General features: G+C 72.1%; 21 protein-coding genes and 1 riboswitch. Of the genes, 13 read left to right on the top strand and 8 right to left on the bottom strand.

Going from position 1 to position 22,374, the window contains the following annotated elements; translation table 11 throughout:
- Positions 1-4: 4 nt before the first annotated feature.
- The 4 genes from KJK29_RS13350 to KJK29_RS13335 form a co-directional block, all read right to left on the bottom strand.
- Complete coding sequence (locus tag KJK29_RS13350) at positions 5-1,537, bottom strand: AMP-binding protein (RefSeq protein WP_215124259.1); 1,533 nt, start codon at positions 1,535-1,537, stop codon at positions 5-7.
- Between the two features lie 17 nt (positions 1,538-1,554).
- Positions 1,555-4,020, bottom strand: a complete 2,466-nt coding sequence (pabB, locus tag KJK29_RS13345; protein ID WP_215119210.1) for an aminodeoxychorismate synthase component I — start codon at positions 4,018-4,020, stop codon at positions 1,555-1,557.
- A gap of 30 nt (positions 4,021-4,050) precedes the next feature.
- Complete coding sequence (locus KJK29_RS13340; protein ID WP_215119208.1) at positions 4,051-4,629, bottom strand: antibiotic biosynthesis monooxygenase; 579 nt, start codon at positions 4,627-4,629, stop codon at positions 4,051-4,053.
- Between the two features lie 167 nt (positions 4,630-4,796).
- Positions 4,797-5,666, bottom strand: a complete 870-nt coding sequence (locus KJK29_RS13335; RefSeq protein ID WP_215124258.1) for a DMT family transporter — start codon at positions 5,664-5,666, stop codon at positions 4,797-4,799.
- Positions 5,667-5,828: 162 nt separating this feature from the next.
- Here KJK29_RS13335 and KJK29_RS13330 point away from each other — a divergent pair, with 162 nt between their 5' ends.
- The 5 genes from KJK29_RS13330 to KJK29_RS13310 all read left to right on the top strand — a co-directional run bounded on the left by KJK29_RS13330 (position 5,829) and on the right by KJK29_RS13310 (position 10,906).
- A complete protein-coding gene (locus tag KJK29_RS13330; protein WP_215119207.1) occupies positions 5,829-6,197 on the top strand; it encodes a hypothetical protein in 369 nt (122 codons plus the stop codon).
- 14 nt (positions 6,198-6,211) lie between these two features.
- The gene (locus KJK29_RS13325; protein WP_215119205.1) at positions 6,212-7,393 is read left to right on the top strand and encodes a glutathionylspermidine synthase family protein; all 1,182 of its coding nucleotides are present in this window, start codon (positions 6,212-6,214) and stop codon (positions 7,391-7,393) included.
- A gap of 75 nt (positions 7,394-7,468) precedes the next feature.
- A riboswitch (ZMP/ZTP riboswitch) is annotated at positions 7,469-7,554 on the top strand.
- Positions 7,536-9,032, top strand: a complete 1,497-nt coding sequence (locus KJK29_RS13320; RefSeq protein ID WP_215119203.1) for a glycine hydroxymethyltransferase — start codon at positions 7,536-7,538, stop codon at positions 9,030-9,032. (Overlaps the previous riboswitch by 19 nt.)
- Positions 9,033-9,172: 140 nt before the next feature.
- Positions 9,173-10,186 carry a tryptophan--tRNA ligase gene (trpS, locus tag KJK29_RS13315; protein WP_215119202.1) on the top strand — a complete coding sequence of 338 codons (1,014 nt, stop codon included), beginning with the start codon at positions 9,173-9,175 and terminating at the stop codon, positions 10,184-10,186.
- 141 nt (positions 10,187-10,327) lie between these two features.
- A complete protein-coding gene (locus tag KJK29_RS13310; protein WP_215119200.1) occupies positions 10,328-10,906 on the top strand; it encodes a 2'-5' RNA ligase family protein in 579 nt (192 codons plus the stop codon).
- A gap of 60 nt (positions 10,907-10,966) precedes the next feature.
- On the opposite strand, the gene KJK29_RS13305 is transcribed toward KJK29_RS13310, so the two are convergent.
- Together KJK29_RS13305 and KJK29_RS13300 are read right to left on the bottom strand one after the other, a co-directional pair.
- A complete protein-coding gene (locus tag KJK29_RS13305; protein ID WP_215119199.1) occupies positions 10,967-11,722 on the bottom strand; it encodes a decaprenylphospho-beta-D-erythro-pentofuranosid-2-ulose 2-reductase in 756 nt (251 codons plus the stop codon).
- A gap of 16 nt (positions 11,723-11,738) precedes the next feature.
- Positions 11,739-13,121, bottom strand: a complete 1,383-nt coding sequence (locus KJK29_RS13300; protein ID WP_215119197.1) for an FAD-binding oxidoreductase — start codon at positions 13,119-13,121, stop codon at positions 11,739-11,741.
- 133 nt (positions 13,122-13,254) lie between these two features.
- On the opposite strand from KJK29_RS13300, the gene KJK29_RS13295 reads away from it, so the two are divergent.
- Genes KJK29_RS13295 through KJK29_RS13280 form a run of 4 tightly spaced genes read left to right on the top strand, consistent with a single transcriptional unit; the run spans position 13,255 to position 16,100 of the window.
- A complete protein-coding gene (locus KJK29_RS13295) occupies positions 13,255-13,776 on the top strand; it encodes a phosphatase PAP2 family protein (protein ID WP_215119195.1) in 522 nt (173 codons plus the stop codon).
- A gap of 10 nt (positions 13,777-13,786) precedes the next feature.
- Entirely contained in the window at positions 13,787-14,731 is a 945-nt protein-coding gene (locus KJK29_RS13290; RefSeq protein WP_215124257.1) for a decaprenyl-phosphate phosphoribosyltransferase, read from the top strand.
- Entirely contained in the window at positions 14,728-15,183 is a 456-nt protein-coding gene (locus KJK29_RS13285) for a GtrA family protein (RefSeq protein ID WP_251057777.1), read from the top strand. Before KJK29_RS13290 ends, KJK29_RS13285 begins: the two co-directional genes overlap by 4 nt.
- Positions 15,171-16,100 carry a YihY/virulence factor BrkB family protein gene (locus KJK29_RS13280; RefSeq protein ID WP_215119193.1) on the top strand — a complete coding sequence of 310 codons (930 nt, stop codon included), beginning with the start codon at positions 15,171-15,173 and terminating at the stop codon, positions 16,098-16,100. Before KJK29_RS13285 ends, KJK29_RS13280 begins: the two co-directional genes overlap by 13 nt.
- Before the next feature lie 199 nt (positions 16,101-16,299).
- On the opposite strand, the gene KJK29_RS13275 is transcribed toward KJK29_RS13280, so the two are convergent.
- Positions 16,300-17,613 (bottom strand): D-alanyl-D-alanine carboxypeptidase family protein, encoded by a 1,314-nt coding sequence (locus KJK29_RS13275; RefSeq protein ID WP_370869135.1) that lies wholly within the window; start codon positions 17,611-17,613, stop codon positions 16,300-16,302.
- A 91-nt stretch (positions 17,614-17,704) separates the two neighbouring features.
- Between KJK29_RS13275 and KJK29_RS13270 the strand changes: the two genes are divergently transcribed.
- The 4 genes from KJK29_RS13270 to KJK29_RS13255 all read left to right on the top strand — a co-directional run bounded on the left by KJK29_RS13270 (position 17,705) and on the right by KJK29_RS13255 (position 21,580).
- A complete protein-coding gene (locus KJK29_RS13270; protein WP_184591218.1) occupies positions 17,705-17,944 on the top strand; it encodes an SCO4848 family membrane protein in 240 nt (79 codons plus the stop codon).
- A 23-nt stretch (positions 17,945-17,967) separates the two neighbouring features.
- Positions 17,968-19,431, top strand: coding sequence for a metallophosphoesterase (locus tag KJK29_RS13265; RefSeq protein WP_215119190.1), 1,464 nt, complete (start codon positions 17,968-17,970; stop codon positions 19,429-19,431).
- Positions 19,432-19,473: 42 nt separating this feature from the next.
- Positions 19,474-19,833, top strand: coding sequence for a hypothetical protein (locus tag KJK29_RS13260; RefSeq protein ID WP_215119188.1), 360 nt, complete (start codon positions 19,474-19,476; stop codon positions 19,831-19,833).
- 190 nt (positions 19,834-20,023) lie between these two features.
- Positions 20,024-21,580, top strand: coding sequence for an ABC transporter substrate-binding protein (locus KJK29_RS13255; RefSeq protein WP_215119187.1), 1,557 nt, complete (start codon positions 20,024-20,026; stop codon positions 21,578-21,580).
- Positions 21,581-21,628: 48 nt separating this feature from the next.
- On the opposite strand, the gene KJK29_RS13250 is transcribed toward KJK29_RS13255, so the two are convergent.
- Complete coding sequence (locus KJK29_RS13250; protein WP_215119186.1) at positions 21,629-22,372, bottom strand: TetR/AcrR family transcriptional regulator; 744 nt, start codon at positions 22,370-22,372, stop codon at positions 21,629-21,631.
- Positions 22,373-22,374 lie beyond the last annotated feature (2 nt).

Here is a 22,374-nt window from a genome sequence, read left to right as displayed (position 1 = left end):
GTGTTCACCAGGCACCCCGGCGCACCAGATGGCGGCGGAGTTTCCCGGTCGGGGTGCGCGGCAGCGACGGGACGAAGCTGACGCTGCGGGGGACCTTGAAGGCGGCGAGGCTCTCCCGCGCCAGGCCGATCAGCTCGTCCGGCAGACCGTCCCGCACGGCCGCGGCCGGCACCACGAAGGCCCGTAGCCGGCTCGCGCCCCGCCCGTCGGGCACGGCCGCGACCGCCACCTCCCGTACCGCCGGATGGCCGCGCAGCACGGCCTCCACCTCCAGCGGGGAGACGGTGATGCCGCCGACCATCTCCATGTCGTCGGCGCGGCCCAGATGCCGGTAGGAGCCGTCCGGTTCGCGGCACGCCCGGTCGTGGGTGGCCAGCCAGCCGCCGACCAGGGTCCGGGCGGTCTCCTCGGGCCGGTTCAGATAGCCCGGGGTGACCGTCGGCCCGCGCACCCACATCTCGCCCTCCTCGCCGTCCGGCACCGGGCGCCCGTCACGGCCGCGCAGCTCCACCTCGAAGCCGGGCACGGGACGGCCGACGGTCCCGGGGTGGTCGTGGGCGAAGCCGTTGGCGCAGAACGCGTGACCGGCCTCGGTGGAGCCGATCTGCTCCAGCACCGGCGCCCCGAGCAGCGCGGTGAGCTGCCGTGCGAGCCCGTCCGGCAGCCCCTCACCGGCCGACACCGCGGCCCTGACCGAGGCGAAGCAGCCCTCGTGCCCGTGGCCCCGCTCGGCGACCAGCGCGGCGTACGCGGACGGCACCGAGTAGAGCAGCGTCACCCGGTGCCGGGCGACCAGCTCGTCGATGCCGGCCGGGGTCGGACGCCGGTCCACCAGCACCGCGGACGAACCCGAGAACAGCGGGAAGACGAAAGCGTTGCCGAAGCCGTAGGCGAAGTACAGCTTCGACACCGACAGCGTGACGTCGTCCGCCGTGATCCGCAGCACCCGCCGGCCGACCAGGTCGTGGTACGTCCGGGGATCGCCGTGCGTGTGCACGACGCCCTTGGGGCGGCCCGTCGTACCGGAGGTGTACTGGATGTAGAGCGGGGCGTGCGCGTCGACCTGGTGCGTGGGCGCGGGCTCGGCGGCCGGGGCGAGTGCCATCAGCTGATCCGCTCCGAGGCAGGCCCGGCGGGCGAACCGCTCCTCCAGGCCCGGCCCCGTCACGCACAGCAGGGCCCCGGTGTCCTCGGTCAGGAACACATGGTCGGCCGCCGGGAGTTCGGGGTTGACCAGGACCGCGACGGCGCCGAGACGGGCAGTGGCGAGGAACGCCGTCACCCACGCGAGCGAGTCGGGCAGCGCCAGCAGTACCCGGTCCCCGGGGCGCACCCCGTGATCGGCGAGCACGGTGGCCGCCCGGGCCGCGAGGTCGTGCACCTCCCCATGGGTCCAGGCCCGGTGCCCCTGGTGAAACGCGGTCCGCCCGTTCCACCCACGCCGCTCGGCGAGCTCCGCGAGCTGGGCGGCCATGTTCCCGGGGGCCTCGGCCTCGGCCGGACCGAGGCCTTCCTGAAGCGTGGTCACACTGGTCATCTCGACCTGAGAACTGGTCATCGCCGGGCCTCCCCGCCCGCCCCGGCTCTGTCTCCCGGCGGGGTCTGACGCCGTATCCGGTCGGCCGTGTGCTGGTGCAGGGCGCGCATCGGGGCGGCGGTCTTCAGCAGCATCTCGTCGTACTCCGCCTCCGGATCGGAGCCGAGGACGATCGCGCCACCCGCGCCCAGATGCAGCTGGCCGTCGGCGAACACGGCGGTACGGATGACGATGTTGAGATCCGCGCCGCCGCCGCACCCGAAGTAGCCGAGGGCGCCGGAGTACACGCCCCGGGCCTCGGTCTCCAGCGAGTCGATGATCTCCAGCGTGCGCAGCTTCGGCGCGCCGGTCATCGACCCGCCGGGGAAGCAGGCCCGGACGCAGTCCACCGCGTCCGTGCCCGGCCGCAGCCGTCCCACCACGGTCGAGACGAGCTGATGCACCGTGGCGTAGGTCTCCGTGGCCATCAGCTTCGACACCCGTACCGACCCCGTCCTGCAGACCTGCCCCAGGTCGTTGCGGAGCAGATCGACGATCATCAGGTTCTCGGCCCGGGTCTTGTCGTCCGACGCGAGCGCGTCCCGCAGCCGGGCGTCCTCCTCCGGTCCGTCGCCTCGGGGCGCGGTCCCCTTGATGGGCCGGGCCTCGGCGGTACCGTCCCGGCCGATTTTCAGAAACCGCTCGGGCGAGGAACCGGCCACCTCCAGCCCGCCGAATCTCAGGAACGCCGCGTACGGGGCCGGGTTGTCGCGGCGCAGCGTCCGGTAGAACTCGAGCGCGTCGGGCGGAGCGGGTAAACGGGCGGCGTTCGTCAGGCACACCTCATAGCTGGTGCCGGCCCGCAACTCCCGCTGGCACGCCTCGATGTCCGCGAGATACGTCGCCCGGTCCCGTACGAGCCACGGCTCGGCGGCGCCGGGGTCGGCCGGGGCCGACGGCACGGGCAGTGGTGCCCGCTCCGTCGCCACACAGCTCAGCTCCGCCAGCGCGCCCTCCAGCCAGTCGGCGGCCTCGCGCGCCGCCTGCGGGGTGTCCTCCGCCAGGCATACGGCGTAGGTGAAGCCTTCCTCGTGGTCCACCGCGATCACCCGGTCGGCGAACAGCCAGGCGGCGTCCGGGGCGGGGGAGCGGTGCCGGTTGGGCGAGCCGCAGTCGGCCTTCACCTCGTAGCCGAGGTAGCCGACGTAGCCCCCGGTGAAGTCGAACGGCAACCCGGTCGCGTCCACCCACCGGTTCGTCAACTGCCGCTTCAGATAGTCGAAGACACTCGCCGAGACCTTCCGCACCGGCCGTCCGGCCCGCTCGATCTCACAGCGCCCGGCGGTGACGTCGTACCGCACGAACTCGGAGAGCGGCCCGCTGTCGTCCCCGAGGAACGAGAACCGCGACCGCCCGGGCTCGACCAGGGAGCTGTCCAGCCAGAACGCCCGCGCGGACCCGGCGAACATCCGGGTGAAGACCGCCTCGGTGTCGACGGCACCGGTGACCCGACGGGTGTGCAGCCGGTAGCCGACGCGCCCGGGGCGCCGGGGGCGGGGAATGGCGACGGTGGGAGGTGTGGGGGACAGGGGGGCGTCGTCGCCCGCGCCGGAACGGCCGGCCACAGCCTCTCCGGCGGGGTTCACCGCCGCCCGGGACATCGCCGAGACGGGAAAGACGGCCGCAGCCCGAGGACCCCCGGCCCGCAGCGGGCCCGCCACCGGCCCGGACCGACCACCGGCCTCGGCGCCGGAAACCCCCGCCGCCCGACCACTCAGCCGAGCCTCGGAAGCAGCCGCCGCCCGAGCACCGCGAGCCCCTGCCGGCCGCCGGACCCCCGCGTCGCACTCCGGCACCGACGCCCGGCGTCGGGTCGGTGCCTCGGGGGACGGCACCGCCGTGTTCTTCGTACGCAGCTTCCCCGCCCGCGCTGCGGTCAGGTTGCGGAAGTTCACGAGCATGCGGTGGCCGTACTCCGTGAGGACGGACTCCGGGTGGAACTGCACGCCCCACAGCGGCCGGTCGCGGTGCCGCAGCCCCATCAGGACGCCGTCCTCGGACCAGGCCGTGGCCTCCAGCGCCGGAGGCAAGGGCTCGCGCACGGCCAGTGAGTGATAGCGGACGGCGGTGAAATGCTGCGGCAGGCCCTGGAACAGATCCTGTTCGTCGTGCCGGATCGTGGAGAGATGCCCGTGGCGCGGCTGCGGAGCCGGCTCCACCAGACCCCGCTCCCCGAGCGCGATGCCCTGATGGCCGAGACACACACCGAGCACGGGAACCGGGGAGGACGCGAGCAGCCTGGTCCCGATGCCGAAGTCACGCGTGTCGCCCGGGTGCCCGGGGCCCGGGGACACCACCAGATTGTCGAACTCCCGGAGATCCGGAATCCCGTCGACGGGCGCGTCGTTACGGACGACCACCGGCTCCTCGCCATTGACCTCGGCGATGAGCTGGAACAGGTTGTACGTGTACGAGTCGTAATTGTCGATGAGCAGGGTCTTCACCCGCCCACCTCCCTCTGTTCGTTCGCGGACCTACGTGGTCCGGCGTTTGTGCCGCCCACGAAGCGCCTGAAGCGACGGGTACAGCCATTTCCTGAAGAAACGCTGGAGGCGCGGCATGAGAATCCAGGTGACAAGGGCGGTCACACACAGACATAACAACAGCGTGCGAATCAGTGCGTTGAGGTCACCGAGATAGGGAAGAACCGTCAGATTGAACAGGAGCACCGGAGGGAAAACCGCGCTCATATTCACGAACCACAGTTTCCATTTCTTCGGCGGTGCCGGTGGCGCGGGTGTCAGAGTCTGCGCTTCGAACCAGGCCCGGGCGCCCGGCACCCTCCGGCGCTCCGCCTCCCGGGCGACCCCCTCCAGCCGGGCGTCCCACTGTGTCCGGGAAAGCGATTGCTCCCAGGCCAGGGCCGACCCCTCGCTGGCGAAGCGATAGACGACATGCCACTCCGCGCCTCCGTCGACAAGTACCCCACCCCCCAGAAAACCCGGCTGTCGCGCGGTCGCGCCCAGCATGGCCCACCCCCAGGAGTGGAAGTCGGCCGCACGGCCCGGCGTCACGCGATAGGCCACGGTGACCGTGACGGGATTACTGGTCACGCCGTCCCATACGGAAAGCGGTTCCCGCGCGTTCAAGTTTCAACAAACAATTTTCCGGCCGCCCGGAAGTTGCCCGGAAGCCGCCAGGAAGAACCCCCGAAGCCCCCCGGAAGACGTCCGGATCGTGAGGCCTTACGGCAGGTGCGCACCCTGCGCGAAAGCCCAGCTCACTTCGGCGCGACCGCGTCCTCCCCGGCCTCCCCGGCCGCCCCGCCCTCGGCCTCCACCGGCGCCTCCCCGAACCGCGACAGCGCCAGCGCCCCGGCCACCGCCACCGCGAAACCGAGCACCGCCAGCCAGCCCAGCCCCTCCCGCGTACGGTCCCCGAGCCAGATCACGCCGATCAGCGCGGGCGCGACCGTCTCCCCGAGGACCAGCCCCGCGGTCGCCGTGGTCACAGAGCCGCGCTGCAGGGCCGAGGTCAGCAGCAGGAACGCGGCCCCGCCCCCGAGCACCAGCGCGTACGCCGCCGGGTTCGTGAAGAGTTCCCCGGGCGACAGCCCGTCGATGAGCCGGACCGCCACCTCCACCACCCCGAACCCGCAGCCGGCCCCCAGACCGAGCGCGAGCGCCCGCCCCCGCTCCGGCAGCCGTCCGCCCACCGCCCCGAGCAGCAGCACCCCGGCCGCCGCCCCGAGCATCGCCCACTTCAGCCAGCCCGGCCCGGACTCGTCGCCCTCCGCCCCGGACGCAAGACCCAGCAGCGCGAGCCCGGCGCACACCACCCCCACCGCGGCCCATTCCATCCGGCTCAGCCGCACCTTGAGCAGCCGCGCCGCGACCACCGCCGTCACCGCGAGGCTCGCGGCCAGCGCCGCCCCCACGGCGTAGATCGGCACCGACCGCAGCGCGATGATCTGGAGCAGGAAGCCGAGCCCGTCCAGCGCGAGCCCCACCAGATACCGCCACTGCCGCAGCGCCCGCCACAGCAGCGCCACGTCCCCGACCGGGCCGGTCGCCGCGACCGACCGCGCGGCCATCGCCTGCAACACCGTCGCCGTACCGAAGCAGACGGCGGCACCAAGGGCGCACAGCATTCCAAAGATCACAAAACGACAGTAGGGGAGGGGGCGCGGGCAGGGGGGCATGCGCGCCCGCTCTCACCCCTCTCTAGGCTGACCGCTCGGCAGTACACGGCGCGGTACCGAAGCGGTACCCGACGCCGTACACGACACGGAGAACACGGGGGAGAGACGAACATGGCCGAAACACGACGGCGACTGCGCTCCAGCACGGTGGTGCTGGGCGGCATGGGTGTCCTCGCGGCGGCCCTGTCGGCCTGCGGCTCCGACCCGGACCGCCGCTGTGTGGACCGGGACAGCTACGACTACATCAACGGTTACAAGATCGTCGCCGACAAGAACTGCGCCTCGTCCTCCTCGTCCGGCTCCTCCTACGGCAAGGGCAAGGGCGGCAAGAAGACCGGCAAGGCCAGGACCACGGACGCCGACTGGTACTACGACGCCGACGTCAACGCCGGCTGGGCCGACGACGGCACCTTCAGCCGCAGCGAGGCCGTCGACCGGGGCGGCTTCGGCTGCTCGGGCTCCGGCAGCGGCGGCGGCTGACCGGGCCCGCGCCGATGGAACGCCACACGATGGAGCCCCGCCCCGGCTGGCAGCAGACCGTCGAGGAACAGGGCCTGATCTACCCCCTGACCCGCTACCCCGACGACTCCCTGCGCCCCTACTGGGACGAGAGCGCGTACTACGTCTTCACCCTGCCGGAGATCGAGGCCCTGGAAGAGGTCGTCGAGGAACTCCACCGCATGTGCCTGGCGGCGGCCGCCCACATCGTCACCGAGGACCGTTTCGCCGACCTGGGCATCACCGACCCCCGCGTCGCCGAGGCGGTCGCCGAGTCCTGGCACCGCCGCGCCGAACTCCCCTCCCTCTACGGCCGTTTCGACCTCCGCTACGACGGAACCGGCCCGGCCAAGCTCCTGGAGTACAACGCCGACACCCCCACCTCGCTGGTGGAGGCCGCGTCACCCCAGTGGTTCTGGATGGAGGAGCGCTTCCCCGGCGCCGACCAGTGGAACTCCCTCCACGAGCGCCTGATCGACGCCTGGAAGAAGCAGGCCGGCCTCCTACCGCCCGGCAGCCCCCTGTACTTCGCGTACTCCTCCGCCGACGAGCTCGGCGAGGACATGATGACGGTCGCCTACCTCAAGGAGACGGCCGAGCAGGCGGGCCTGGAGACCGACTGGATCTCCATGGAGGAGATCGGCTGGGACCGCCTCTCCGGCCGCTTCGTCGACCAGCGCCTGCGCTTCATCCGCAGCGCCTTCAAGCTCTACCCCTGGGAGTGGCTCACCACCGACCGCTTCGCCGGCCATGTCCTGGACACCCTCGACAACGGCGGCGGCACGGGCTCCACCCTGTGGATCGAACCGGCCTGGAAGATGCTCCTCAGCAACAAGGCCCTGCTCGCCATCCTCTGGGAGCTCTACCCCGACCACCCCAACCTCCTCCCGGCCCACCTGGACGGCCCCCGCGACCTCCCCGCCCAGGGCTGGGTCGCCAAGCCCCTCCTCGGCCGAGAGGGCGCGGGCGTCACGATCCACCCCCCGGGCTCCGACCCCTTCGTCCGCGACGAGCCTTGCGTCTACCAGCAGCTCGCCCCCCTCCCGGACTTCGACGGCAACAGGGTGGTCCTGGGCGCCTGGATGGTGGAGAACGAGTCGGCGGGCCTGGGAATCAGAGAGTCCTCGGGCTTGATCACAGACGAGTACGCCCGCTTCCTGCCCCACGTGATCCTTTAGCGACCTGCTTCTAAGGGGCGCGGGGAACTGCGCGACCAGCCACAACGAAACCCGCACACACCGTCCGGTAGGCTGCCCGCGGGCCGTGACTGGCGCGCTGGGATGGACAAACCATCGGGGAGCGGCCCGAACGACAAGAGCCGTGCGCCTGGGCCGTACCGTGAACGCTGAACGCAACGTCCGGAGGTCCCCCATGCCCGAGCAACTCTCCCCCGCTTCCACCGCCTACCGCGCCGCCCTCGACGTCATCCGCACCGTCGAACCCCGCGTAGCGGACGCCATCGGCCAGGAGGTCGCCGACCAGCGCGAGATGCTCAAGCTGATCGCCTCCGAGAACTACGCCTCCCCGGCCACGCTCCTGACCATGGGCAACTGGTTCAGCGACAAGTACGCCGAGGGCACCATCGGCCGCCGCTTCTACGCCGGCTGCCGCAACGTCGACACCGTCGAGTCGCTGGCCGCCGAGCACGCCAAGGAGCTCTTCGGCGCCCGCCACGCCTACGTCCAGCCGCACTCCGGCATCGACGCCAACCTCGTCGCCTTCTGGGCCGTCCTCGGCGCCCGCGTCGAGGTGCCCTTCCTGGAGAAGACCGGCGTCCGCCAGATCAACGACCTCACGGACGCCGACTGGGCCGAGCTGCGCCAGGCCTTCGGCAACCAGCGCATGCTGGGCATGTCCCTGGACGCCGGCGGCCACCTCACCCACGGCTTCCGCCCCAACATCTCCGGCAAGATGTTCGACCAGCGCGCCTACGGCACGGACCCGGCCACGGGCCTGCTGGACTACGAGGCCGTGCGCGCCACCGCCCGCGAGTTCAAGCCGCTGATCATCGTCGCGGGCTACTCGGCCTACCCCCGCCTGGTGAACTTCCGGATCATGCGCGAGATCGCCGACGAGGTCGGCGCGACCCTCATGGTCGACATGGCGCACTTCGCCGGCCTGGTCGCGGGCAAGGTCCTGACCGGCGACTTCGACCCGGTCCCGCACGCGCAGATCGTGACGACGACCACGCACAAGTCGCTGCGCGGCCCGCGCGGCGGCATGGTCCTGTGCGACGACTCGCTCAAGGACCAGGTCGACCGCGGCTGCCCGATGGTCCTCGGCGGCCCGCTCCCGCACGTGATGGCCGCCAAGGCCGTCGCCCTCGCGGAGGCCCGCCAGGACTCCTTCCGCGACTACGCCCAGCGCATCGTCGACAACTCCCGCGCTCTCGCCGAGGGCCTGATGCGCCGCGGTGCCACGCTGGTCACGGGCGGCACGGACAACCACCTGAACCTGATCGACGTCGCTTCCTCCTACGGCCTCACCGGCCGCCAGGCCGAGGCCGCCCTGCTCGACTCGGGCATCGTCACCAACCGCAACGCGATCCCCTCCGACCCGAACGGCGCCTGGTACACGTCCGGCATCCGCATCGGCACCCCGGCCCTGACCACGCGCGGCCTCGGCACGGCGGAGATGGACGAGGTCGCGGGCCTGATCGACCGCGTCCTCACCAGCACGGAAGCGGGCACGACCAAGTCGGGCGCCCCCTCCAAGGCCCAGCACGTCCTGGACGCGAAGATCGCCGACGAGATCTCCCAGAGGGCGACGGACCTGGTCGCGGGCTTCCCGCTGTACCCCGAGATCGACCTCGGCTGACAAACGCCCTCAGGGGCAGCGCCTCAGTGGCGCGGGGCCGCATTGATTTGCGGCTCCGCCGCGGGGCGCGACCAGCCACAACGGGCGCGCGGTTCCCCACCCGCCGAAACCACCCACACCCCTCTGAGACAATAAAGAACATGGCCTCTGACCGTCCCCGCGTGCTCTCCGGTATCCAGCCCACCGCCGGCTCGTTCCACCTCGGCAACTACCTCGGCGCCGTCCGCCAGTGGGTGGCCCTCCAGGAGAGCCACGACGCGTTCTACATGGTCGTCGACCTGCACGCGATCACCATCCCGCAGGACCCGAAGGACCTGCGCGCGAACACGCGTCTGGCCGCCGCCCAGCTCCTCGCCGCCGGTCTCGACCCGGACCGCTGCACGCTCTTCGTCCAGAGCCACGTCCCCGAGCACGCCCAGCTCGCCTGGATCATGAACTGCCTCACCGGCTTCGGCGAGGCCGGCCGGATGACCCAGTTCAAGGACAAGTCCGCCAAGCAGGGCGCCGAGCGCGCCTCCGTCGGCCTGTTCACGTACCCGATCCTCCAGGTCGCGGACATCCTGCTCTACCAGGCCCACGAGGTCCCGGTCGGCGAGGACCAGCGCCAGCACATCGAGCTCACCCGCGACCTCGCCGAGCGCTTCAACGGCCGGTTCGGCCCGACCTTCACCGTGCCGAAGCCGTACATCCTCAAGGAGACGGCGAAGATCTACGATCTTCAGGACCCGTCGATCAAGATGAGCAAGTCGGCGTCCACGCCGAAGGGCCTCATCAACCTCCTCGACGAGCCGAAGGCCACCGCGAAGAAGGTCAAGAGCGCGGTCACGGACACCGACACCGTCATCCGCTTCGACGCGGCCGAGAAGCCCGGCGTCAGCAACCTCCTCGGCATCTACTCGACGCTCACCGGCGAGACCATCGCCGAGCTGGAGCAGAAGTACGAGGGCAAGGGCTACGGCGCGCTCAAGACGGACCTCGCGGAGGTCATGGTCGATTTCGTGACGCCGTTCCGGGAGCGCACCCAGCAGTACCTGGACGACCCCGAGACGCTCGACTCGATCCTCGCCAAGGGCGCCGAGAAGGCGCGCGCGGTCGCCGCGGAAACGCTTTCCCAGGCGTACGACAAGGTCGGTTTCCTGCCCGCCAAGCACTGAACCCGCCCCCGCGCACAGCCGTACCACCCGACAGCGCTGTACATCACTCCGGTTGCGCCTGCCCGTAACCCGCCCGTGGCCGTACAGTCGATAACCGGGTGGTCGTATCAGCGACCCGCCAACTGAACGACAGGAGACGACGTGGGGACCGTAACGATCGGTGTTTCGATCGCGGTCCCGGAGCCTCACGGCAGCGAGCTCCAGCAGCTGCGCGCGGGCTTCGGCGACGCCTCGGCTCACGGCATCCCCACGCACGTCACCCTGCTGCCGCCGACGGAGATCGACGAGGACGCCCTGGCGGCCGTCGAGGCGCATCTGACCGAGGTCGCCGCGGCCGGCCGGCCGTTCCCCATGCGGCTGTCCGGCACGGGCACGTTCCGGCCCGTGTCGCCGGTCGTCTTCGTCCAGGTCGTCTCGGGCGCGGAGGCCTGCACGGGGCTCCAGCAGCAGGTCCGCGACCCCTCCGGACCGGTCCCGCGCGAACTGCAGTTCCCGTACCACCCGCACGTCACGGTGGCGCACGGCATCGACGAGGCGGCGATGGACCGCGCCTTCGAGGAACTCTCCGGCTACGAGGCCGAGTGGCCCTGCACCGGCTTCGCCCTCTACGAGCAGGGCGCCGACGCCGTCTGGCGCAAGCTCCGCGAGTTCCCCTTCGGCGGCGCGGTCGTCCCGACCCAGGCCGGCCCGGCGGAACGCGGCTCGATCCCCACCCGCTGACCCGGCGTCAGATCGGCGCCCGCGCCGGACCGACGGCCCCACACCGGACCGGCCGCCGCGTCAGATCGGCAGCCGCCGGAACACCCCGCGCGGCAGATGACGCAGGGCCGCCATCACCACGCGCAGGGCGCCCGGTACCCACACCGTCTCCGAGCGGCGGCGCAGACCCAGCTCCACGGCCGTCGCGACCGCCTCGGGCGTGGTCGCCAGGGGCGCGTCGGGCAGGCCGGCGGTCATCCGCGTACGGACGAAGCCGGGGCGTACGACCATGACGTGCACGCCCGTGCCGTGCAGCGCGTCGCCCAGGCCCTGTGCGAAGGCGTCGAGGCCGGCCTTGCTGGAGCCGTAGATGAAGTTCGCGCGGCGGGCCCGCTCGCCCGCGACGGAGGACATGACGACCAGGGAGCCGTGACCCTGGGCCTGGAGGGCGCGGGCGCACACCAGGCTCGCGGAGACCGCGCCGGTGTAGTTGGTCTGCGCGACCCGCACCGCCGCCTCCGGCTCCCGCTCGTCACGGGCCTGGTCGCCGAGCAGCCCGAAGGCGAGCAGCACCATGTCGATGTCGCCCTCGGCGAAGACCTTGCCGAGCACGGCCTCGTGGGAGCCGGGGTCGAGCGCGTCGAAGGCGATGGTGTGCACATCGGCCCCGAGCCCGCGCAGCCGTCCGGCGGCCTCCTCCAGGGCGGCCGAGGGGCGGCCCGCGAGCCAGACCGTGCGGGTGCGGCGGGCGACCAGCCGGCGGGCCGTCGCCAGCGCGATCTCCGACGTACCGCCGAGGACGAGCAGGGACTGGGGGAGACCGAAGGCGTCCTTCATGACAGCTCCTAAATGCCTAGAGGTGGAGGCGGCGGGCCAGGTCGGACACGAACACCCCGTGCGGGTCCAGTTCGGCGCGCAGTGCGCGGAAGTCGTCCAGGCGCGGGTACATGGCCGCGAGCAGCTCCGGACGCAGCCGGGCGTCCTTGGCGAGGTAGACGCGCCCGTCCGCGGCGGCGACCTCCTCGTCGAGTTCGTCGAGGAACGCCCCGAGGCCGGGCAGCCCCGCCGGGATGTCCAGCGCCAGCGTCCAGCCCGGCAGGGGGAAGGACAGCCAGCCCGGGTCGGACTCCCCGAAGCGCTTGAGGACGGCCAGGAAGGACGGGCAGCGGCGCTCCGCGATACGGCGGACGATGCGGCGCAGCGCGTCCTCCCGGCCGTGGCCGACGACGAACTGGTACTGCACGAAGCCGCCGCGGCCGTAGACCCGGTTCCAGTGGGGCACCCCGTCCAGGGGGTGGAAGAACGCGGAGATGCGCTGGAGCCGGCCGATCCGCGCCCGGGGGGACTTGCGGTACCAGAGCTCGTTGAAGAGGCCCACGGTGGTCCGGCTGAGCAGACCCTCGGGGACGACGGCCGGGGCGGCCGGGAGACGGGCGGTGCGGAAGGCCAGCGGGTCCGTGCGCAGCCGGGCGGGCAGCGCGTCCAGGGGCGCGTGGTCGCCGCGGGTGAGGACCGCCCGGCCGGTGGCGGCGCCCCGGGCCAGCAGATCGATCCAGGCGACCGAGTAGCGGTAGCGGTGGTCGGTGGCCGCCAGCCGGGCCATCAGATCGTCGAGGTCCGCCGCCCGTTCGGTGTCGACCGACATCAGCGAGGTCTCGACCGGCTGGAGGCGGAGCGTCGCGGTGAGGATCACGCCGGTCAGTCCCATGCCGCCCGCGGTGGCGTCGAACAGGGGCGTGCCGGGGATCACCGTGCGGATCTCGCCGTCGGCGGTGAGCAGTTCGAAGGACAGCACGTGCCGCGCGAACGAGCCCGAGACATGGTGGTTCTTGCCGTGGATGTCGGCGCCGATCGCCCCGCCGACGGTGACATAGCGCGTGCCGGGGGTGACCGGCACGAACCAGCCGAGCGGCAGCAGCACCTGCATCAGCCGGTGCAGGGAGACGCCCGCGTCGCACAGCACCGTGCCGCCGGTGGCGTCGATCGCGTGGACGCGGTCCAGGCCCGTCATGTCGAGCACGGACCCGCCCGCGTTCTGCGCCGCGTCCCCGTACGCCCGTCCCAGGCCCCGGGGGATCCCGCCCCGGGCCCCGCACTCCCGTACGGCCGCCGCCGCCTCCTCGTACGTCCTCGGGCGGATCAGCCAGCCCGCGGTGGGAGCGGTGCGGCCCCAGCCGGTGACGGTGGTGTGGTCCGGGCCCAGGACGTCCGGGTCGGAATCGGTGTCGGCAGACATGTTCGTGACCGTATCGCCCTCTTGTGGGTGATTAGTTAGGGAACATGGCATCCCTCCCCGAAATGGGTGATTAATGGGATGTCGCTCAATATTGCCGGAGTTCGGGCCGCATGGGCATGAACAGTGAGTCCACATGGACGACCTCGACGACCTGCACGGCATGGACCACCGGATCGTTTCGGCGCTCAGGGCGTGCGGCACCGACCCGCGCGTGGCGGGCGCCGCGCGCGCCCTGTCGTGGGCGGGGGAGCACGCGGCGCTGTGGCTGGCGGCGGGGCTCGCCGGAGCCGCCGTGGACCGCGGGCGGCGCGGCGCCTGGCTGCGCGGCACCGCGCTGACCGCCGGGGCGCATCTCGTCAGCATGGGCGTGAAACGGGTCGTGCGCCGACCGCGCCCCGCGCATGTCGAGCCCCTGGTGCGCACCGCCGGCCGGCACTCCTTCCCCAGTTCGCACGCCGCCTCCGCCACGGCAGCCGCCGTCGCCTTCGGCGCCCTCGGAGTGCGCGGGGTCCCGCCGCTGGCCGCCGCCGTGTGCGTCTCGCGGCTGGTGGCCGGCGTCCACTACCCCTCGGACGTCGCGGCCGGCGCCGCCCTGGGCGCGCTCACGGCCCGGCTCGGCGCCCGCTGGGTGCAGGGAGGCGCCCGACATGACTGAGGCGCCCGCCATGGCCGAGACGGCCGTACTGCGGCAGCGCGGGGGCGAGAAACGGCCCGCGCCACCCCGCGGGGGCGGTCTCCTGGCCGGTCTCCTCAGGACCGCGCGCCCCCGGCAGTGGATCAAGAACATCCTCGTGGTCGCCGCCCCCGCGGCGGCCGGGGAGCTCTTCTCCCGGCACGCTCTCGTGCAACTCGCCCTGGTCTTCACCCTCTTCACCGCCTGCGCCGCCGCCGTCTACCTCGTCAACGACGCCCGCGACGCCGAGGCCGACCGTGCCCACCCCACCAAGCGGCACCGCCCGGTCGCCGCCGGGCAGGTCCCCGTACCCGTCGCCTACGCCGTCGGCGGCGTCCTGGCCGTCCTCGCGCCCGCCGCCGCGTCCTGGCTCTGCTCCCCGGCCGTCGCCGCCCTGCTGGCCGCCTACCTCGGCATGCAACTGGCCTACTGCGTCAGCCTCAAGCACGTCCTCGTCGTCGACCTCGCCGTCGTCACGACGGGCTTCCTGATGCGGGCGATGATCGGCGGACTCGCCCTCGGCATCCCGCTGTCGCGCTGGTTCCTGATCACCACCGGCTTCGGCGCGCTGTTCATGGTGTCGGCCAAGCGCTACTCCGAGGCCGTGCAGATGGCAGGGAAGGCGGGTGCCACGCGCGCGTTGCTCACCGAGTACACCGCCGGCTACCTCCGCTTCGTCTGGCAGCTCGCCGCCGGGGTCGCCGTCCTCGGCTACTGCCTGTGGGCCATGGAGGAGGGCGGCGTCCCGCACACCAGCGTGCTGCCCTGGCGGCAGCTGTCCATGGTCGCCTTCATCCTCGCCATCCTCCGATACGCCGTCTTCGCCGACCGCGGCACGGCCGGGGAACCCGAGGACGTCGTCCTGCGCGACCGGGCGCTCGCCCTCATCGGACTGGTGTGGATGGCGATGTACGGCCTGGCGGTGGCCAATTGGTGACCACGCGCGCGTGGCGAATCCGGTCGGTCTTCCCCTCGCGCCGGGAACTGACCGGCTTCGCCGCCGTGGGTCTCCTCGCCTACGCCGTCGACCTGGCCCTGTTCACCTGCCTGCGCGGCCCCGCCGCACTCGACCCGCTCACCGCCAAGTCCCTGTCCTTCGTGGCCGCCTGCTCGGTCGCCTACGCGGGCAACGCCCTCGGCCCCTACCGGGCGGCACGGGGCCGGGGCTGGCGGCCGTACGCCGTCTTCTGCGCGGTGAACCTCGCCGGGGCCGCCGTCCAGCTCCTCTGCCTCACCGTCAGCCACTACGGCCTCGGGCTCACCTCCCAGCGCGCCGACACGGTCTCCGGAGCGGTCGTCGGCATGGCCCTGGCCACGATTCTGCGGTTCTGGGGTACCCGTACATGGGTGTTCCGGGCGGAGGGCAGAAGCGGATCATGGACTGGCTGAAAAAGCTTCCGGTGGTCGGGCCGTGGATGGCACGGCTGATGATCACGCACGCGTGGCGGTCGTACGAGCGGCTGGACCGCGTGGCGTGGACGCGGCTGGCCGCCGCGATGACCTTCACCAGCTTCGTCGCGCTGTTCCCGCTGCTGACCGTGGCCGCCGCGATCGCCGCCGCCACGCTCGGCAAGGACCAGCAGGACAAGCTGCAGGACACGATCGCCGAGCAGGTGCCCGGCATCTCCGACCAGCTCGACATCTCCGGCCTGGTGGACAACGCCGGCGCCATCGGCCTCATCGCGGGCGCGCTGCTGTTCTTCACCGGCATCAGCTGGGCCGGCTCCATGCGCGAGTGTCTGCGCGCGGTGTGGGAGCTGCCCGAGGAGGACGAGAATCCGGCCCTGCGCAAGGCCAAGGACGCGGGCGTCCTGGTCGGCCTCGGCGGCGCCATCCTCGTCACCCTCGCCGCCTCCGCCGTCGCCTCCGCGATGGTCGGCTGGATCATCCGGCAGCTCGGCATCGACGAGGGCGGCTGGGGCGGGGTCCTGCTCCGCGTCGCCGCGTTCCTGGTCGCCGTCCTCGCCGACTTCCTGCTCCTGCTCTACGTCCTGACCCTGCTGCCCGGCGTCGAGCCGACCCGCCACCGCCTGGTCGTCGCCGCGCTGACCGGCGCGGTCGGCTTCGAACTCCTCAAGCTCCTCCTCAGCGGCTACCTCCAGGGCGTCGCCGCGAAGAGCATGTACGGCGCGTTCGGTGTCCCCGTCGCCCTTCTCCTGTGGATCAACTTCACCTCGAAGCTGGTCCTGTTCTGCGCGTCCTGGACGGCGACACAAAGCAAGCAGGACGAAGTCCCGGCCGAGGGCCAGGGCCGCCCGGAGGGGTCGGGCGGGGCAGCGGACGCGGCGGTGGCGGGGGGCGGCTGACGGCACGGGCGCCGACAGCGCGCTGTGGGCTCCTGACAGCCAGGCGCCCCCGGGGCCGGTCGGCCGGCCTACCAGGTTCCGCTGGCGGCCGGCGGGGTGCCGGATGCGGTGGCGGCCGGGGCGGCTGTCCTGACGGACGCTGCCCGACCGGCCCCGGTGTCGTGCCGTGCCTCCCCAGCGCGGTGGTGGCTCCCGCGCGTCAGCCGTCGTCGCCCGAACGGGCCCTGCGGCGGACCAGGTCCGGGAGGGGCCAGCGGCGGTTGATCAGGAAGGCGCCGGCCGCGAGCAGTACCAGGACGCCGCCGGTGATGCCGAGCGCGGTTCCGATGCCGCTGTAGCCGTCCGCGGTGGAGGCGCTGGCCACCGGCTTGGAGCCGGTTCCGGCCTTGCCGCCGTCGCCGGAGCCGCCGGCCTCGCCGGAGGGGTTCGAGCCGGGCCGGTCGGCGCCCTGCGCGGCGCTCCTCGGCGGCACCAGCTCGCCCACCGGCTGCACCTTCCCGGCCGCCTTGAACCCCCAGTCGAACAGCCGGGCGGTCTCCTTGTAGACCTCGTTGTGCTCGTCCTTCGACGGGTTCATCACCGTCACCAGCAGCACCTTGCCGTTCCGCTCGGCGACGCCGGTGAACGTGGCACCCGCGTTGGTGGTGTTGCCGTTCTTCACACCCGCGATGCCCTGGTAGACGGGCACGTCCGCGTCACCGCTCAGCAGCCGGTTGGTGTTCTGGATCTCGAAGGGCTTGCGGACGGTCTTGCCCTTCTTGTCCTTCGTCGTCTCGCCGGGGAACTTCGCGCTGACCGTCGAGGCGTACTCGCGGAAGTCCTTCTTCTGCAGCCCGGAACGGGCGATCAGCGTCAGGTCGTACGCCGACGACACCTGCCCCTCCGCGTCGTAGCCGTCCGGGCTGACGACATGCGTGTCGAGGGCCTGCAGCTCCTCGGCGTGCGCGTTCATCTCCTTGACGGTGTTCTCGACGCCCTTGTTCATGGCGGACAGCACATGCACCGCGTCGTTGCCGGAGCGCAGGAAGACGCCGAGCCACAGGTCGTGGACGGTGTAGGTCTCGTCCTCCTTTATCCCGACCATGCTGGAGCCCGAGCCGATGCCCGCCAGGTCGGAGGGCAGGACCTTGTGCTGGGTCGTGCTCGGGAACTTCGGCAGCAGCGTGTCCGCGAACAGCATCTTCAGCGTGCTCGCCGGGGCCAGCCGCCAGTGCGCGTTGTGCGCCGCGAGCACGTCACCGGTCTCGGCGTCGGAGACGATCCAGGAGCGGGCGCTCAGGTCCTTCGGCAGCACCGGCACCCCGCTCGCCAGGTTCACCTGCGTCCCCGGCCGCCCGAGCCGGGCACCGCCCACGGTCGACATCGACGCCGGGGGAGTGGCCGAGGGGCTCGCCGACGGGCTCCCCGAGGGCTTCGGGGCCGCGACGGCGGCGGGTGAGGCCAGGGCGAGGGACGACAGGACGGCGGTGGTGACCAGCAGGGATCGCCTGGCGGTCTTCTTCGGTGCGGGCACGGTCGGAAACGTACATGCCGTGCGCAGGGAAGTCCCGCTTCCACCCCCACCCCGGGAACGGAACAGGACACGCTCTGGCGATACTGGACTCATGAAGCTCAGCCGCCCCGTCTCCTGGTTCCTGCTCGCCTTCGGGGTGTGGAGCTGGGTCATCTGGATCACTTTCGTCAAAAACCTTGTCAAGGACGGCAGCGGGCTCGCCTTCGACGACGGTCATCCCACGGCGTACTTCTGGGTGCACCTGCTGCTCGCCGTCGTGTCCTTCGTATTGGGGACGGTCGTCGGCGCCATCGGGTTGCGTGGTCTGCGCGCATTGCGCCGGACGTCATAACGGCAATCGGGAGACACGACACCGTGGCCATCGTCTTCGTACTCGTCGCCCTGCTGGTCCTGGCCGTCGTCGTGACGGCCAACTGGTACGTGTGGCGCCGCCTGTTCCGCGACACGACCCGCGGCCCGGGCCTCACCCGCCGCGCGGGCGCGGTCCTGATCGCGGGCGGCTGGGCCCTGGCGATCACGGCCCTGGTCGCCGAACGCTCCGGCGCCCCCTTCTGGCTCCAGCAGACCCTCGCCTGGCCGGGCTTCCTCTGGCTGGCCCTGTCGATATACCTCCTGCTGGCGGTACTGGCGGGCGAGCTCGTACGCCCCCTGCTGCGCCGGTTCCTGGAATGCCGGGACAGATCGAGGACCGACCCCGGGACGGCCCCGACGGTGTCGCCTGCGGCGCCCCTGAACACCGAGCAGACCCCGCACACCCCCGCCACCTCCGACGAAGCGACCGCCCCGCCGCAGACGGGTGTCGGCGCCGCCGCACCCGGCGTAGCGGCGGCAGCCGCCGCACAGGCCGCCTCCCGCGGCGGGGCGACGGCCTCCGCCACCGAGTCCCACCCCCGGACGGAACCCACCCCGGACACCCCGGAGACCCCGGAAGCCACCCCCCAGCCCCTCACCCTCACCGGCACCACTGACACCACCCCCGCTCCCCCCACCGGCCCCTCCCGCCGTCTTTTCGTCTCCCGGGTGGTCGCCGGAGCCGCCGCGGCCGCCGCCGTCGGGACGGTCGGGTACGGGACGTACGGCGTGCTGCGCGGGCCGAAGGTCAGGCGGGTCACGGTCCCTCTGGCCAAGCTGCCGCGCGCGGCGCACGGCTTCCGGATCGCGGTGGTCAGCGACGTGCACCTCGGCCCGGTCCTGGGCCGCGGCTTCGCCCAGACGGTCGTCGACACGATCAACGCGACCCAGCCCGACCTGATCGCGGTCGTCGGCGACCTGGTCGACGGCAGCGTCAAGGATCTCGGCCCCGCCGCGGCCCCGCTGGCCGGGCTGAAGGCCCGTCACGGGTCCTACTTCGTCACCGGCAACCACGAGTACTTCTCCGGCGCCGAACAGTGGGTCGAGGAGGTCCGCAGCCTCGGCATCAACCCCCTGGAGAACGCCCGCCGGGAACTCCCGTACTTCGACCTGGCCGGAGTCAACGACATCGCCGGCGAGGAGGAGGGCCAGGGCCCCGACTTCGCCCGGGCACTCGGCGACCGGGACACCGCACGCGCGTGCGTGCTGCTCGCCCACCAGCCCGTGCAGATCCACGACGCCGTCGAACACGGCGTCGACCTCCAGCTCTCCGGCCACACCCACGGCGGCCAGCTCTGGCCCGGCAACCTCATCGCCTCCGCCGCCAACCCCACCCTCGCGGGCCTGGAACGCTACGGCGACACCCAGCTCTACGTCTCCCGCGGCGCGGGCGCCTGGGGCCCACCCACCCGCGTCGGCGCCCCCTCGGACATCACCCTGATCGAACTGGCGTCGAAGCAGGCCTGACCACCCGTCACTCCGGCCCAGAGGACGCTACGGAGGCTCCCCATGTCCCGAACCGTCCGCACCACTCCCAGGCAACTCCGCATCCAGGACATCCCTTCGGAGTCCATGTCCCTGTACGACCTGCGCTACGCGCACGCCGAACTGGCCCGGGCCACCCGCGAAGGCCGCCGCCCCGCCCCGGCGAAGCTGCTGCACCGGATCACCTCCTGGCCGTGGATGGAGCTCCACTGCAGAAAGGGCTCGTTCTCCGCCGAGATCGCCACGGCCGAACGCCGGGCCCGGCTCCAGGGGCGGCTCGCGGCGCAGCGGATCCGTGGACTGCACCACGCCGGCCACGACCTCGACGACGCGGACGTCCCTCCGGTCCGCCACCGTCACGACGGGCTCTGGAACGCTTGGTAGACACGCAGCACCCAGGACCGGCCGGAGCCGTGAAACCGGACCGAAACGCCCATCGGGCCCATCGGTAAGTTCTTTCCCAAGTCGCCAGATCTCCCTTCCCCGGCCGCAAAAGCCTGTGATTGGGTGAGGCCGCCATGAAGGGGTGTGGCACCGGCACAAGGGCCCGAAGGGTCTGGGGAGGGCAAGGCCGATGCGATCGGTTCGCATGCGGATACTCGCGGGGCTGCTCGTCCTGGCCGCCGCGGGCGTGGGCGCCTGGCAGTTCCTGCCGTCCAAGAGCGACGGCAGGACCATCACGGTCGGCACGACGGACGCCGTCACCTCGCTCGACCCGGCCGGTGCCTACGACGCCGGATCCTGGGCGCTGTTCAGCAACGTCTTCCAGTCGCTGCTCACCTTCACGCCGGGCGGCGCCGCCCCCGTCCCGGACGCGGCCAAGAGCTGTGCGTTCGCCCGCGGCGACCTGACGACGTACCGCTGCGAACTGCGCTCCGGCCTCGCCTTCCCGAGCGGCCGGACGATGACCGCCGAGGACGTGAAGTACTCCTTCGACCGGATCCTGAGGATCAAGTCGCCCGTCGGCCCCGCGCCCCTGCTCGACACCCTGCGCTCCGTCGACGCCGACCGGCTGACCGTCACCTTCCACCTGTCCTCGCCCGACGCGACGTTCCCCTTCAAGGTGGCCACCGGCGCCGGCTCGATCGTCGACCACACCGCCTACCCGGCCGCCGAGCTGCGCACCGACAACGGTGTCGACGGCACCGGCCCCTACACCCTCACCTCCTACACGAAGAACGCCAAGGCGGTCCTCGCCCCCAACGCCGGTTACCAGGGCGCAGTCAAGGGCGGCGCCGACCGCTCCGTGGAGCTCCGCTACTACGACACCCCCGACGCCCTCGACACTGCCTGGAAGGACAGACAGGTAGAGGTCGCGACCCGCCAGCTGCCGCCCCAGGTCCTCGCCGGCCTGAACCCGAGCGACCCGGCCCAGCGCGTCTTCGAGGCGGACGGCTCCGAGACCCGCAACCTGTACTTCAACACCCGCGCGGGCAAACCCCTGCACAAGCCCGAGGTCCGTCAGGCCCTGGCTTGGCTGATCGACCGCGAGCGGCTGGCCGCCACCGTCTACGACGGCACCGTGGACCCCCTGTACTCCCTCATCCCGGCAGGCATCACCGGCCACACCGCCTCCTTCTTCGACGACTATCCCGAGCAGGACGCGAAGAAGGCACGGCGGCTGCTCACCGAGGCCGGCGTCACCCTGCCGGTCCACATCAGCTACGGCTACGCCGAGGGCCGCGGCGCAGGCGCCCAGGAGGGCGCCGAGATCAAACGGGAGCTGGAGGCGAGCGGACTGTTCAAGGTCACTCTCCAGGGCTACGAGTGGACCGACTTCCAGAAGCGCTGGGCGGACGGCAAGCTCGACGCGTACGCCGTCGGCTGGGTCGCCGACTTCCCCGACCCGGACACCTTCGGCGCCGCGCTCGTCGGCACCGGCAGCGCCATGAACACCGGCTACAGCAGCAAGACCGTGGACCGGCTCATCAAGGACAGCCAGCGCTACGCCGACCGCGGCGAGGCCGACCGGGACTTCCGCGAGGTGCAGCAGACCGTCGCGCGGGACGTGCCGGTGCTCCCGCTGTGGCAGGCGAAGGAGTACGTCGTCACCACCGAGGACATCGGCGGCGGCCAGTACCTCTCGGACGGCACGGGCGTCTTCCGCCTCTGGAGCCTCACAAGGCTCTGAAGGCGATGAAGGCGCTGAGGCGCCCCGCGTGGCCCTACGACTCGGTCCCTACGACTCGGTGCGGCGCGCCGCCGGGTCCGGGATCGCCCGCGTCATCCCCGGCAGGAAGTCCGTGAACAGCTCGTGCACCTCCCGCACCAGCGGCCGCAGCACCCGGAAGCGGGCCAGGGCGACGCCCCGCGAGGTGAGCCGGGCGCCCCGCTCGGCGAGCCGGTAGCTGCGCTCCCGCCCCTCCGTACGGTCGAAGATCCAGTACAGGACGAGCCCCATCTGGGACAGCCACATCAGCTCGGGAAGGATGTCCCGCAGTTCCTCGGGCACCTTCGTCTTCGTCGCCCCGGCCAGCACCTCCTTGTGGACGCTGATGGCCTCCACGCGCGCGTGCTCCGACTCGGGGGAGAAGGGGCTGAGCGGGCTGTCCGGGTCGGCGGCGTTCTTGAAGAACTGCACCGCGAACTCGTGGTAGGGCGCGGCGATGTCCAGCCAGGTCCGCAGGACACCCGCGAGCCGCGTCTCCAGGTCGGTCTCCCGGTCCAGGATCTCCCGGACCGCCACCTGGTGCTCGGCGGCGATCCGGTCGTAGAAGCCCTGGATCAGATGCTCCTTGCCCGCGAAGTAGTAGTACGCGTTGCCGACGGAGACCCCGGCCTCCTGGGCGATGGCCCGCATCGTCGTCTTGTCGTAGCCGCGCTCCTGGAACAGCCGCATGGCCGTCTCCAGGATCAGGGCGCGGGTCTGTTCGGACTTCGTGGGGGTGGCGCCGTCGTCGGGGCCGTCGTTCTTCGCGGACACGG

Source organism: Streptomyces koelreuteriae (assembly GCF_018604545.1).
GTDB lineage: Bacteria > Actinomycetota > Actinomycetes > Streptomycetales > Streptomycetaceae > Streptomyces > Streptomyces koelreuteriae.
The sequence above is the reverse complement of the archived record's forward strand: the minus strand, read 5'-3'. Positions and strand labels throughout refer to the sequence as shown.

Excerpts from the sequence above, each read along its gene's own strand:
- KJK29_RS13350 (WP_215124259.1), bottom strand. The coding sequence starts at position 1,537 with ATGACCAGTGTGACCACGCTTCAGGAAGGCCTCGGTCCGGCCGAGGCC.
- KJK29_RS13335 (WP_215124258.1), bottom strand. The coding sequence starts at position 5,666 with ATGCTGTGCGCCCTTGGTGCCGCCGTCTGCTTCGGTACGGCGACGGTG.
- KJK29_RS13330 (WP_215119207.1), top strand. The coding sequence starts at position 5,829 with ATGGCCGAAACACGACGGCGACTGCGCTCCAGCACGGTGGTGCTGGGC.
- KJK29_RS13325 (WP_215119205.1), top strand. The coding sequence starts at position 6,212 with ATGGAACGCCACACGATGGAGCCCCGCCCCGGCTGGCAGCAGACCGTC.
- trpS (WP_215119202.1), top strand. The coding sequence starts at position 9,173 with ATGGCCTCTGACCGTCCCCGCGTGCTCTCCGGTATCCAGCCCACCGCC.
- KJK29_RS13305 (WP_215119199.1), bottom strand. The coding sequence starts at position 11,722 with ATGAAGGACGCCTTCGGTCTCCCCCAGTCCCTGCTCGTCCTCGGCGGT.
- KJK29_RS13300 (WP_215119197.1), bottom strand. The coding sequence starts at position 13,121 with ATGTCTGCCGACACCGATTCCGACCCGGACGTCCTGGGCCCGGACCAC.
- KJK29_RS13295 (WP_215119195.1), top strand. The coding sequence starts at position 13,255 with ATGGACGACCTCGACGACCTGCACGGCATGGACCACCGGATCGTTTCG.
- KJK29_RS13290 (WP_215124257.1), top strand. The coding sequence starts at position 13,787 with ATGGCCGAGACGGCCGTACTGCGGCAGCGCGGGGGCGAGAAACGGCCC.
- KJK29_RS13280 (WP_215119193.1), top strand. The coding sequence starts at position 15,171 with ATGGACTGGCTGAAAAAGCTTCCGGTGGTCGGGCCGTGGATGGCACGG.
- KJK29_RS13270 (WP_184591218.1), top strand. The coding sequence starts at position 17,705 with ATGAAGCTCAGCCGCCCCGTCTCCTGGTTCCTGCTCGCCTTCGGGGTG.
- KJK29_RS13260 (WP_215119188.1), top strand. The coding sequence starts at position 19,474 with ATGTCCCGAACCGTCCGCACCACTCCCAGGCAACTCCGCATCCAGGAC.
- KJK29_RS13255 (WP_215119187.1), top strand. The coding sequence starts at position 20,024 with ATGCGATCGGTTCGCATGCGGATACTCGCGGGGCTGCTCGTCCTGGCC.